Origin of the sequence: Corynebacterium sp. NML98-0116, from assembly GCF_001767255.1 — a bacterium.
Classification (GTDB): Bacteria; Actinomycetota; Actinomycetes; order Mycobacteriales; family Mycobacteriaceae; genus Corynebacterium; species Corynebacterium pseudogenitalium.
In genome coordinates this window covers 127326-139705 of the sequence record NZ_CP017639.1, presented here as the reverse complement: position 1 = coordinate 139705, position 12380 = coordinate 127326, and the positions used below count along the sequence as shown (strand labels likewise).

At 61.6% G+C, this 12380-nt stretch carries 10 protein-coding genes and 1 pseudogene; 5 read left to right on the top strand and 6 right to left on the bottom strand.

Annotated elements, in window-relative coordinates; genetic code table 11:
- Nucleotides 1-16: 16 nt before the first annotated feature.
- Genes BJP05_RS00545 through BJP05_RS00530 form a run of 4 tightly spaced genes read left to right on the top strand, consistent with a single transcriptional unit; the run spans nt 17 to nt 3492 of the window.
- Nucleotides 17-418, top strand: a complete 402-nt coding sequence (locus BJP05_RS00545) for a hypothetical protein (protein ID WP_070361706.1) — start codon at nt 17-19, stop codon at nt 416-418.
- A 36-nt stretch (nt 419-454) separates the two neighbouring features.
- The gene (locus BJP05_RS00540; protein WP_070361705.1) at nt 455-1342 is read left to right on the top strand and encodes a hypothetical protein; all 888 of its coding nucleotides are present in this window, start codon (nt 455-457) and stop codon (nt 1340-1342) included.
- Nucleotides 1339-2268, top strand: a complete 930-nt coding sequence (locus BJP05_RS00535) for a hypothetical protein (RefSeq protein ID WP_240492768.1) — start codon at nt 1339-1341, stop codon at nt 2266-2268. Before BJP05_RS00540 ends, BJP05_RS00535 begins: the two co-directional genes overlap by 4 nt.
- 27 nt (nt 2269-2295) lie before the next feature.
- A complete protein-coding gene (locus tag BJP05_RS00530) occupies nt 2296-3492 on the top strand; it encodes a plasmid pRiA4b ORF-3 family protein (RefSeq protein WP_145945216.1) in 1197 nt (398 codons plus the stop codon).
- Nucleotides 3493-4081: 589 nt separating this feature from the next.
- Here BJP05_RS00530 and BJP05_RS00525 read toward each other — a convergent pair.
- From BJP05_RS00525 to leuS, 5 genes and pseudogenes are all read right to left on the bottom strand, one after another.
- On the bottom strand, nt 4082-4402 hold the full coding sequence (locus tag BJP05_RS00525; protein ID WP_070361702.1) for a DUF202 domain-containing protein: 321 nt from the start codon (nt 4400-4402) through the stop codon (nt 4082-4084).
- The gene (locus BJP05_RS11430) at nt 4399-4755 is read right to left on the bottom strand and encodes a YidH family protein (RefSeq protein ID WP_070363406.1); all 357 of its coding nucleotides are present in this window, start codon (nt 4753-4755) and stop codon (nt 4399-4401) included. The genes BJP05_RS00525 and BJP05_RS11430 overlap by 4 nt, the downstream gene beginning before the upstream one ends.
- Nucleotides 4756-4770: 15 nt before the next feature.
- Nucleotides 4771-5100, bottom strand: a pseudogene (locus BJP05_RS11425) (VanZ family protein); the annotation flags it as partial.
- A gap of 43 nt (nt 5101-5143) precedes the next feature.
- On the bottom strand, nt 5144-6262 hold the full coding sequence (locus BJP05_RS00515; protein WP_145945215.1) for a hypothetical protein: 1119 nt from the start codon (nt 6260-6262) through the stop codon (nt 5144-5146).
- 54 nt (nt 6263-6316) lie between these two features.
- A complete protein-coding gene (gene leuS / locus BJP05_RS00510; protein WP_070361700.1) occupies nt 6317-9142 on the bottom strand; it encodes a leucine--tRNA ligase in 2826 nt (941 codons plus the stop codon).
- Nucleotides 9143-11245: 2103 nt separating this feature from the next.
- Here leuS and BJP05_RS00500 point away from each other — a divergent pair.
- The gene (locus BJP05_RS00500; protein ID WP_070361698.1) at nt 11246-11593 is read left to right on the top strand and encodes a hypothetical protein; all 348 of its coding nucleotides are present in this window, start codon (nt 11246-11248) and stop codon (nt 11591-11593) included.
- A 227-nt stretch (nt 11594-11820) separates the two neighbouring features.
- Here the strand turns inward: BJP05_RS00500 and BJP05_RS00495 are convergent, their stop codons facing one another.
- The gene (locus tag BJP05_RS00495; protein WP_070361697.1) at nt 11821-12342 is read right to left on the bottom strand and encodes a flavodoxin domain-containing protein; all 522 of its coding nucleotides are present in this window, start codon (nt 12340-12342) and stop codon (nt 11821-11823) included.
- Nucleotides 12343-12380: the final 38 nt, after the last annotated feature.

Sequence of the window (12380 nt, the reverse complement as noted above, 5' to 3'; positions counted from 1 at the left end):
TCGGTAGGATAGCTGCATGCGTGCGACTGTAGAAATCTGTTCGGCTGAAGACATACCAACGACAACGAAGGCGCTCACGGACCGCGAGCCGTCGGAGTGGGTGGTGCTCAAGGCGGTGGACACCACGCCCGGCGGGAAGCTGCGAGTCTATGCGGGGCGCCTGGCGGGGCAGTCAAGGCCGGGGCCCAAGGGGCGACTTGCCGCGGAGCTGCGGGTGGAGCCCGGCGCGCAGGTCACGCTCTGGGTCAACGAGGACTACGAGCACCACCTACTTGCTCAGTCGGAGGGGCTGCGTCTGGAGGGGGTCGCGCTGGAGCGCGGCCAGGCAGGCAAGGTTGGGGCCGGGCACCTGGCGGTGACGGTCCGCAACACGGGGACAGAAACGGGCCGAGCGCTGCTGTTCGGCAGCGTTTCGTAGTTGGCCAAACAGGCCTGGCGGGCTTAGCGTAGGTGCATGCAGTTGCCTAAGTATGGCCCCGCGTGGGCCGGGTCCCTGATGGGGACGTCGATCGCCTCTACACTGTCCGGGTTGCACGGGTTCCGCTTCGGCCAGATCGCGTTTGCACTGGTAGCGGCCGTGTTATTGGCGGTGTTCACGGTGGGTATTCGCAACGAGCCGCCGCGGCACCAGAACATGGCGGCGTGGGGCATGTACACGATGGGGCTTTTGGCGTGCGGCTCTGCGTGGACGGCGCTGACCGGCAACGACATCTTCCAGCTGATCAGCTGGTGGATTGGCGCGCCGCTGTCGATCGCGGTGTGCCTGTGGCAGCTGTGGGGCTTCTGGAAGGTATCGGAGCACTACACCACCCCGGCGTTCCCATGGGGGCTGGCGCCGGTCACGCCGATGGTCGCGGCGACGTCCGGTGGGCAGCTCGCCGCCGAGCACGGCATGTTCTACCACCACGCTGGCATCGTGTGCTTCTTCTTCACGTTCATCCCGGCGATCCCGCTGTTCGCTTACTGCTACTGGTCGCTGTGGCGGCGCCGCGATCGCCCGCGCGGCGCGGCGGCAGGCACGGCCTGGATTCCGCTCGGGGTTGTCGGCCAGTCGACGGCCGCCTCCACCTTCCTTTTCGACGCCCACCTCTACGGCATCATCATGTTCGCCATCGGCGTACCGTGCGTCCTCTTCGGCATGTACTGCTTCTACCAGGCGGTCTTCACCTGGGCGCCGTACGGCCCGGGCTGGTGGGGCTCCACATTCCCGGTGGGCACCCTGTGCCTGGGCTCCTGGACCGAGGGCTGGCACGCCCTCTCCTTCGGGCTGCTGCTCCTGCTGCTGTTCCACTGGTGCGCGTGCGCACTCCGATTCCGTTCCTGGCAGCGTGAGCGCGTGTGAAAACCAGGACCAGCTATAGCCTGCCGCCAGCGGGCCCGGCGTGGGGCGGCAGCCTCATGGGGACCTCGCTGGTGGCGACGCTGCTGGTCATCAGCGGACTCGACCCTCTGGCGTGGGTCGTGGCCTGTATCGGGGTGGCCATCCTGGTGGCGCTCGTCGTCGGGTTCATCATCTACCGCACGCCCCGCTTCCACCAGGACATGATGGCGCCGTGGGCCATGACGTTCATCGGGATCATGTCGCTCGGCACCGCCTGGACCAACCTCACCGACAACCTGACGTACATCCTCGTCGGGTTCTGGGTCGGGGCTCCCGCCTGCCTCGCCGTGTACGCCAACCAGCTCCGCGGCTTCCAAGGGGAACCGAACTTCGCGTGGGGGCTCGCGCTCGTCGGCCCCATCATGGCGGCCAACACGGCCGGGACGACCCACGCCAAAGGCGGCGGCGACATCTACTGGATACTCGGCGTGTGCTGCTTGGTGGCGTCGATAGGCGCAGCGTATCCGCTGTTTGCCAGGGTGTATGTGGCGGCGTGGCGTCGAAAAGTGGACCTGAGCGGGCCGAACGCGGCGACCGCCTGGATCCCCCTCGGCGTCGTCGGGCAGACAGTGTCCGCCGTGGACCTGCTGTTCGGCAAGGATGCCGAGCTTATCGTTGGCACCGTGCTGCTCATCATCGCGATCCCCATGATCGCCTTCGCCATGTGGCACTTCTACCCCGCCGTCGCGCACTGGGTGCGATACTCCCCCGCCTGGTGGGCCTCCACCTTCCCCACCGGCACCATCAGCGTCGGCAGCCACCACCTCGCCGAAGTCTGGAACCTCGAATGGCTCACCATCATCGCCACCGCACTGCCAGCCCTCCTCGTCTTCCACTGGCTCCTCTGCGTCACCCGCTGCACATTCTGGGTAGTTCGCGAGCGCTAAAAGATACAAAACTATAGAGTGAACGACATGAACATCTCTCTATTAATCACCGTAGAAAACTCCCGACCCGAGATTTCACGATGCATTAATGTTGATCACTCGATGTACCTGGGGGAACTCGCACTCATTATCGACGCCACCCTCGGCTTCTCGAGCGCAGCAACACACATGTTTTCGGGGAACATCAACGGCGAACAACGCGTCTACACCGCCCAACCAGCCGCCGGCGAATACGACGAAAACGACCTCACCGTCCAAGACATGCCCGAAACCATGAGTTACATCTACGACGCCGGCGCCAACTGGAACATCAACGTCCAAGTACTCGGGCCATCCACCATCGCCGGCCCGACCCCCGTCCTCATCTCCGCACTCGGCCCCGACGTCATCGAGCACCTCAAAGGCCCCGCCATGATGACCGAGCTCTATGACGAAGCCGTCCGCCTCGCAGCCGGCCAACCCGCCGACATGCACATCACGCCAACCCTGTTCTCCGCGATGCCCGTGATGTCGCCGGGCCACATGGTGGACAGGCTTACCAAGGCAGACCCGGTCAGTATCTCGAACCGCATGTACTACAGCGTCGAAACCATGGTCGCCCGCAACATGATGAACCCCGAGGCTGCCGCCGAAGAAGACGAAGACGTTCGCGAAGCGCTCCGCGAATACCTGGCCAACCGCGAAGACCTCAAAGACATCATGGCCATCGACCCCAACCCCGAGAGCAACCCCGCCGTCATGGCCGCCATCGGCGAATTCCTCGAGGACTACTACGGGCCTAACCCGACCTTCGACTCCCCCGTCTACACCGGCATCACCGAAGCGCTCTACAACCTCATGGACGGCCTCCTCCCCGACGACCCCATCTGGCGCAGGCACCTCCACAACTTCTTCGTCGAATCCGGCTTCATGCGCGCCGAACAAACCGGGCGCTACACCATCACCAACGAGGGCGTCGAGCTGCTCAGCGGCGGCGACAACCCCTTCGACTTCGCCGAAAACATCGCCCGCGGGTTCTACGCGACCTTCGGCCGCGAAAACTGGAACCAACTCATGTTCAACCTCATCTCCGACTCCCCCCACCTTCCCGACTCAACCATCTACAAAGAAGGCACCGCCCTGTTGGAGGCTTTCGGGTTCGGCGAAGACGCCGGCGACGGCTTCGCCCTCAACGGGGATGGCTACGACATGCTGAAGTGCATCGCCATCGACTTTTCTTCGTAGGCCTGGTGCCAAAGGACGCACTTCTCTTTGGTATAGCTATTCATAGTGCCTGGTCAGAAAAGGGCTAGTTTTTCCTAGCTGCTTGGTTTGGCACTGCACCCCGCCACAAGACACCAAATTCCTGGTTTTCGCACGCAGCCCGGCGCGTTTCTCCAGGTCACGGATTCCTCGGGTGGGAAAAAGGTGCGCAGAATCGGCAGCCAGTGCCAAAGGACGCAGCCAGGCTTGGCATAGAGGTTCATAGTGCCTGGTCAGAAAAGGGCTGGTTTTCACTAGCTGCTTGGTTTGGCACTGCACCCCGCTGCAAGACACCAAATTCCTGGTTTTCGCACGCAGCCCGGCGCGTTTGCCCAGGTCGCGGATTCCTCGGGTGGGAAAAAGGTGCGCAGAATCGGCAGCCAGTGCCAAAGGACGCAGCCAGGCTTGGTATAGATGTTCATAGTCGCTGGTCAGAAAAGGGCTAGTTTTTCCTAGCTGCCTGATTTGGCACTGCACCCCGCTGCAAGACACCAAATTCCCTGATTTCGCGCGAAGCCAGGCACGTTTCCCCAGGTCACGGATTTTCCAGGCAGGAAAAAGGTGCGCACACCTACTGCGCAAGGACCAGCCACAGGCCCAACCCGCCCAAGGCCACCAGGGCAACGGCGGTGGCGAAGACGGAGATCGTGTTTGGTTGGGAGCGCTCCTGGGCGAGGTTGTGGGCTTCGGTGCGGTAGAGGCGTCGATATCTGGAGATGAGCACTGTCGCCAGCGTGAGTAGCAGCCCGATGGCGCCGAAGACGGGCACCGGGTAGGCGTGGGACCAGCGCAGGAGCACCATCGAGCACACGAGCATGGCTAGGGCGGTGCGGGTCCAGCTCAGGGCGGTGCGCTCGGGCTGGAGGCCGGGGTCTGGGACGGGGATGGTCACGAGAGGAGCCCCACTAACACCACGATGGAGGCGACCAGGATGCCGACGCCGAGCAGCGGCGCGATCGCGGGGGCAGGCAGGGGACGGCCGTGGCGCAGTGCTCGTTCGACGCGGACCCAGCGGATGGCGGCGCCGGCGGCGATGGCCATGCCGATCACGATGACGGTGGCGGCGGCAAAGGTTTGGGTGCCGGGTGGGATGCCGGTGACGTCGAAGGCGCCCAGCGCGATACCGCCGGCGAGGAACGCGAGGGCGGTGCGGGTCCAGGCGAGGAAGGTGCGTTCGTTGGCGAGGGTGAAGCGGGCGTCGGGTTCGTTGCCGTCGGGGAAGATGGTGCGGGTGAAGCTGGGCATGTGAGCAAGTGTAGCGCCGAGGGTGCCGCCGGCGGTGTTGATGATGAGGTCGTCGATATCTGAGTAGCCGGCGGCGAGCACGTACTGGGCTACTTCAATGCTTAGTGACGCCACCATCGACACCAGGGCGGCCTTCCAGACGGAGCCGAGCCGGAGGCGGGCCAAGTAGCCGACGGGAAGGAACAGGACGATGTTGCCGATGAGGTTGAGCCACGGCCCCCACCAGACTCGGTAGTAGATGAAGGAGCCGAAAGGGATAAGCCGCAGGTGGCGGACCTCGTGGGAGATTGTGTCCCACACCCCGGGCAGGCCAACGTACGCCTTGCCGATGGTAAAAAAGAGCACGGCCGCGGCGGTCAGTGCCACGGCCGTGTAGTAGGTGCTGCGTTTAGGCAACGGCTACCTCGTGCGGGACGGGGCCGCCGGAGACCTGGCGGTAGGCGTATACCATCGCCAGGAGTGCTGGGGCGGCCAGCAGCGTGCCCAACACCAGCGAGACAAAAGCGGCCACGCCGGAGGCGGCGCCACTGCCGGAGACGGTGGCCATCAGGATCCCGCAGACGATCATCAGGCCGAGCAGACCACCGTAGTTGCTCTTCGCTGTGGTGAAGCCGGCCTTGAAGGCGTCACCGAAAGTGCCGTTGTTGTCGGCTGCGTAGAACGACTGGAAGATGAAGAACGGCGAGATAAGCAACATGATCAGCACCGCGATGCCGATCCCAACGAATAGGGTCACGAACGCGGATGGGTCGATAGCGCTGAGATCACCGCTCGAGGCGGTCAGGAGCGCCTCCGGGTCCGCGCCGGCGAAACCAGCGACGAACCCGATCACCATGAGCAGGGCGAAGATCAGAGTCGTGATGATGCCGACGACCACCGACATACCCAGCGTCTTGCCGTAGGCAGCCGACTTGATGTCCTTCAGGACGAACTGCTTCGGGCCGACCAGGGTCTGCTGCAGCGCGGCGGCCAGGAACAGCGGCGTGACGAAGAATAGGGCCAGCATGCCCAGGGCGCTGACCGTGTCGCTCTGGAAGACGGCCCCGATGTTGTTCAGCAGCGCGTACACGAACGCCAGCACCAGCCAGGTGCCCGGGTTGGAGTAGGCGGTTTTGAAACCGTACTTCAGCGCAGCGCCGACGGACAGCTTCCCAGTGCCTAGCTGGTGGGCGACGCCATTGACGGCCGGGTTGCTGATCGGGTGCGGGGTGACGCCGTCGCCGAACTGGGAAGGCGTGATGCCGACGAAGCCGTCGTCGTTCGCCAGCATGGCTGCTGCGGGGCTGGTCGGCACGGCGAGCTGGGCGCCGTGGTAGCGCAACGCGCTCTGCCCGGACGCCTGGGCGGCCGAGTTGACGTCAAACGCACCGAAATCGACCTGCTCCCCGTAGGACTGGCCGGAGGGCTGTCCCGAGGGCTGGCCGTATGGCGACGCGCCGTATTCCGGGTAGGACGGGATGCCGCCCGGGTTCTGCGGATCGTTGTTAGGTGTATTTGGTTCAGTCATGGTGCCCAACAGTACACACAAACGCTCCGCAGCACCTACACGTTTCCTGAACGTTTACTTAACGACCAGGTTCACCATTCGGCCCGGCACCACAATCACCTTGACCACGTTCTTGCCGTCGGTGAGCTCCTTGACCCGCTCGTCAGCTAGGGCGAGGGACTCGGTGTCCTCCTTGGAGGCGTCCGTCGGGACGTCAATCCGGGCCTTCACCTTGCCGTTGATCTGGACGGGCAGTTCGATGGTGGCGTCGACAAGGAATGATTCCTCGAAGGTCGGGAACGGCTCGAACGTGATGGTGTCGACGTGGCCGAGCTTCGCCCAGAGTTCCTCGGCGATGTGCGGGGCGAGCGGCGCGACCATCTGCACCAGCGGAGTGACCGCCGCGCGCGGGGCGCCCGACGGGTACGTCTTGGTCAGGTAGTTCGTGAACTCAATCAGCTTTGCGACGACCGTGTTGTCCCGCAGGTGCTCGTAATCGTCGCGGACACCGGCGATGGTGCGGTGCAGCTGCTTGTTGTCATCCTCGGTGAGCGCGGCGTCGGTGACGGTGACCTCGCCGGACTCCTCGTCCACAACCAGGCGCCACAGGCGCTGCAGGAAACGGTGCGCGCCGACGACGTCCTTCGTCGCCCACGGGCGCGACGTGTCCAGCGGGCCCATCGACATCTCGTAAACACGCAGGGTATCCGCACCGTAATCGCGGCAGATGTCATCCGGCGCGACGGCGTTCTTCAGGGACTTGCCCATCTTGCCGTACTCGCGGTTGACCTCCTCGCCGTTGCGGTAGAACTTGCCGTCCTTCTCCTCCACCTCGGCGGCCGGGACGTACACGCCACGCGAATCCGTGTAGGCGTACGCCTGGATATATCCCTGGTTGAACAGGCGGCGGTACGGCTCCTTCGAAGAAACAAAGCCCAGGTCATAGAGCACCTTGTGCCAGAAACGGGCGTAGAGCAAGTGCAGCACCGCGTGCTCCACACCGCCGACGTAGAGGTCCACGCCGCCCGGGTCGTTCTCGCCGCGCGGGCCCGTCCAGTAGCGCTCGTTCTCGATGTCGCAGAACGCGTCCTGGTTCGTCGGGTCGATGTAGCGCAGCTGGTACCAGGAGGAACCCGCCCACTGCGGCATCACGTTCGTGTCGCGCCAGTACTTCTTCGTGCCCTCACCCAGGTCGAGCTCGACCTCGACCCAGTCCGTGGCCTTCGCCAGCGGCGGCGCCGGCTCAGAATCCGCGTCCTCCGGGTCGAAGGACACCGGGTTGTAGTCCTCCACCTGCGGCAACTCGACCGGCAGCATGTCTTCCGGCAGGCCGTGCGCCTGGCCGTTCTCGTCGTACACGATCGGGAACGGTTCGCCCCAGTAGCGCTGGCGGGCAAAGAGCCAGTCGCGAAGCTTGTACTGGATCTTCTCCTCACCAGCACCGTTCGCGGCCAGCCACTCGATCGCCTTCGCGATGCCCTCGTCCTTGCCCAGGCCGTTGAGGTCCAGGCCCTGCTCGTTCGCAGAATTAATGTGCGGCGCATCACCGGTGAACGCAGTTTCTGTGATGTCGCCGTCGAGCACCGGCACGATCGGCAGACCAAAGACGGTCGCGAACTCGTAGTCGCGCTCGTCGTGCGCCGGCACCGCCATAATCGCGCCCGTACCATAACCGGTCAGGACATAATCCGCGATGAAGATCGGCACCTGCTCGCCGCTCACCGGGTTCGTCGCAAACGAACCCAAGAACACGCCAGTCTTCTCCTTATTCTCCTGGCGCTCCAAGTCACTCTTGGCAGCAATCGCCGCCCTATACTTCTCGACGGCCACCTTCGGCGACTCCGCCCCATTCGTCCAACGCTCATCCGTGTCGGTCGGGAAGGCATCGGCCGTGAGGGCGTCGACAAGCGGGTGCTCAGGCGCGAGCACCATATAGGTAGCGCCGAACAACGTATCCGGACGCGTCGTAAAGACCTCGAGCGGGCCCGCCTCCGACGCGAACGCCACCTGCGCACCACGCGAACGACCAATCCAATTACGTTGCATCGCCTTGACCTTCTCCGGCCAATCCAGCAGATCAAGGTCATCGAGCAGGCGATCCGAGTAGTCAGTAATACGCATCATCCACTGACGCAGCCGCTTGCGGAACACCGGGAAGTTCCCGCGCTCCGAACGACCCTCCGCCGTGACCTCCTCATTCGCCAGCACCGTGCCCAGGCCAGGGCACCAGTTCACCATCGAATCGGACAGGTACACCAAGCGGAACTCGTCAATCGCCTTGTGTTTCTCCGCGTGCGTCAAGTCGCGGAAGTTACGGCCGTCCTTGGTCAGGCGCGCGCCTGTGAGCAAGTCACGGACCAGCTCCTCAATCGGGCGGGCCTTCTGCAGCTCCTCATCAAACCAGGCGTTATAAATCTGCAGGAAAATCCACTGCGTCCACTTATAAAACTCCGGGTCGGTCGTCGCCACCGAACGACGCGGATCATGCCCCAAACCCAACTGGCCCAGCTGACGCTTCATATTCTGGATATTCGACTCAGTCGTCGTACGCGGATGCGTACCCGTCTGAATCGCGTACTGCTCCGCCGGAAGACCAAACGCGTCATAGCCCAACGTGTGCAGCACGTTCTTGCCCAACATGCGGTTGTAGCGGGCAAACACGTCCGTCGCGATGTAGCCAAGCGGGTGACCCACATGCAGCCCCGCCCCCGACGGGTACGGGAACATGTCCTGCACATTCAGCTTGTCCTCGGGCAGTGTGCCACCCGTGGCGAGGTCGCCGACCGGGTTCGGCGCGTTAAACGTGCCGTTGTCCTTCCAGAACGTCTGCCACTTCTGCTCAATCTGATTAGCCAGGCCAGCGCCGTAACGGTGCGCTGGGGATTCGCTCGCGTTAGTCATGGATACACAGTGTAGTGGGTGAGGTGCGGCGGGGTGGGATGTGTCGTGGGAGCGTTGCTAGAGATTTTGTGAACAGATTTGCGTGTGGTTCGGCCTGTTGGCCGACGGGGCGTTCCGGGCGACCTCTTAGCGTTGACCAATGCAGTTCAGCGCAAGATGGGGGAATTGGCGTCGAAAACAAACGCGGGTCCGCTCGGTCAAGCTGCCTGACGTTGCCGATGGCTTGGGGATGCAGTGCATGACCGAGTTTCATTTCCTGCAAGCGGGAGCGCCACCACGCATGATGCGTGCAATGTGTTTCGGAGCGGATACCATTGCCGCTGGCGTGGATGAACAAGCTGAAAAGCGAGCGAGGCTATCGCGGAGCAGTGTTTCGAGGATCCCTGCTTAAAATTTCGGGAATAGGGTCGTTGGCAGTGTAGTAAGCCAGAACATCTTGGTCGAGGCATTTTAAAAGATCGAGAAACTCTTGGCGGTATGCCTTGCAGTCGATGTTGATGAGCGTTTCTTGGTGGCTAATTCTGTTTCGGAGCAGCACAGCGTGGTGCATGATAAGACTTGCACGGTCAGGTGTAATTTGTGAAGGCCCACCTGATAGAGCTTTGTGGGTGATCACTTCATAGACTGCTTTTACTCTTGTGTACGTAACTTCGTCCGGAAAGAATTTTATGCTCCCGTCGTCCTGCATTTCGGGCTCTCGGTAGAAAAAATTTTGTTTCCATTGAGTGAGTGAGACCTGAGCGATTACGTCATCTCGTGTCAAGTCGTTCCCACTACGTAAGTGGTGTCCAGTGAAAAGACCGGCACCGCTATCTCGAATCTCTTTAGCCTTCTGCGCTTTGTTTATAGCGGGGCCTGAGATTGCTTTACTGATTTCCGATAATGGAGACTGAACGTTTTGGTCCGGAGTGAGAATCCAATTTTTGTTACTGCCCGGGGCTGATCGCTCCAAATATCGATGGCCGCGCAAATCTTATTTCGAAGAACTACTTCTAGGATAGCGATGAGGCTCCCCATTGCTGCAGAAAGTTCAGCATCCCAAGCGTACAACTTGAGTGCTCTACCAGCATGATTTCCGCTTTGCGCTAGAAATTTTTCCATCCGTTGTTGGCCGAGCGCTTTTAATACGTTTTTAGCGTGTGTGCTTCCGTGCATAGCCTTACACCCCCATGAAGGCACCTTTAGACTTGACTATTGTCTGTCCCATTGGTTAGCGTGTCAAGCGAGAGAGTGAGTAGAGTCTCCGGCTCGAGTGCACTCCAGTAGAAGGAACCTCGCCCGAATACCGACGCAGCGTCGAAGCATCGGGAGGGGTTCTTTCGTTTTAAGTTGGGTGTGGCGATACTCCCCGGGTGCGGGGCCAGGGGTTTTGGTTGCCCGGAGGAGGTCGACGGGAATTGTAAACCATTCGCGTACCGGATGACCTTGCCAAGTTGATTGGCATAGCCCATCGGCAGTTTGCGTTGAACTTTTCCAGGAGTCACATACGTGAAGAGGAAGTGAGGACAAAGTCCCTCGCTATAAGGTGAGAAAGCTCTACAGGACATTTTGCACATGTAGGGCTTTCTTCCTTTTGCTGAGACCGATCCTTTTTGACGGGTGGCGCACCAAATTCAAGGTCCCCCCCGTTATCCGAGGTTCTATTTTCCCAGTTCGATGCTGTCCGGTTCTGGATTGTGGTGCACAGCTAACGTACAGGAATTCCTCGTTTTTATCCTGGCGTTCCTGTGCCGAGCTAAAAGCGCGGGATTTACGGAGTGCCATGCTGATCGCCGAGGTCGGGCTGCACCCTTCCGTGCACGCCGCAACACCTCTCGTCGCTTACCTTGTGTGAGGCTTCGGAGCAGAGAAGAAGCAGAGAAGCAGGCTCTTCAAGACGTCAGCTAGGGTTGCCGGTTTCCCTCCGGCTCCACTCCTGCAATCGGGCATCCATCGCATGACGCACAAGAACCTCTGTGATACCCAACGTTTCTTGAACTGACATCCCCAGTTCGACGCTCCACCGGCACAGCGTAAGGCCTGGTAACCAGAAATTGACAAAAGATAGGGGGGGTTAATGAGCATGAACCTTATTTTTCCCTGTCAAACAAAGGAGCACTCACTGTGAAGAAGTTCGCAACTGCAGCGGTAGCTGCAACCATGGCACTCGGCCTGGCCGTCCCGACGGCTGGTGCCGCGGAAGATAAGGGCAGCGATGGTGCTTATTGGATCACGACTGTTGTAACTGGCAACACCTGCAAGATCGCGAACTCCGCTGGAACAAATGAGACCATCACGCGCGAAGCGGCCAGGCTAGATCTGCGCAAATACGCCGAAGGCACCATAACTTCCAAGCATTCCGCATTCCTTCGTGGGGCTGCCGATTCAAAGGTGACGGACTTCTACTGGGGCGAGGCGACAACGCCTACAAGGCATGCGCGGACGGCGAGAACTACTCCACCAACTTCGTGAACTCGCTGTCCTCCGTGGTCGAACCTCACCAGGGCCGCGCGGCTGCGTACTAGCTGTTGTCGGTCATTGTGCCTCTAGGCATCGGCATTGCGGCGCTTGGTGCGGCGTTCTCGCCCGAGTTCCGCCACATGCTGCCAGCACCTGTTGCAAAGTTCCTGACAGACTTCCTCAAGTAATCAGCGCTGAGCATTCTGTAGTTTTGTAGCCCGGCAGGTTTTCCTGCTGGGCTACATGCGTTCGCGCACCCAGGCCTCGACGGGGGCGAGGCGGGTGAAGTCGACGCGGTCCACGTCCTTGTTATAGGTGTCGATCATCATGCGGTCGTTCGCGGACTTGCGCGGTTTGAGTCGCAAAGCGCCGACGACGCCCGCCATCGTGGCGGCGTGGGCGGCTGACAGCTCGGAGTAGTTCATGCGTCCGGGCAGGTAGAAGCGCGTGACGCTGTCCGCGCGGCTCCCCAAAAGTTTGGCAGAAAAGTCCTTATCGACGGCCACTTCGTCCAGGCTCATGCCAACGGTGACGAGGGAGACGGAGTGGGCGTCGAAAAGTGGGTCAGGGAGCTTGCGGATGAAGTTGGCGCCGGGGTTGTTCGGGCCGTGGATTGGGGCGAGGACCACGATGGGGCCTTCGGGAGAGAAGTCGGCGTCGGGGATTGGCTCGGCGGTAGTGCCGAGGCGTTTTGCCAGCTCATCGGCGTATTCCTTGGTGGAGCCGTAGAACGAGGCGTACAGGATAGTGCAGGCAGTCATACAACTATTGTTGCATGTTCCGGCTAGAATGTGGCGAC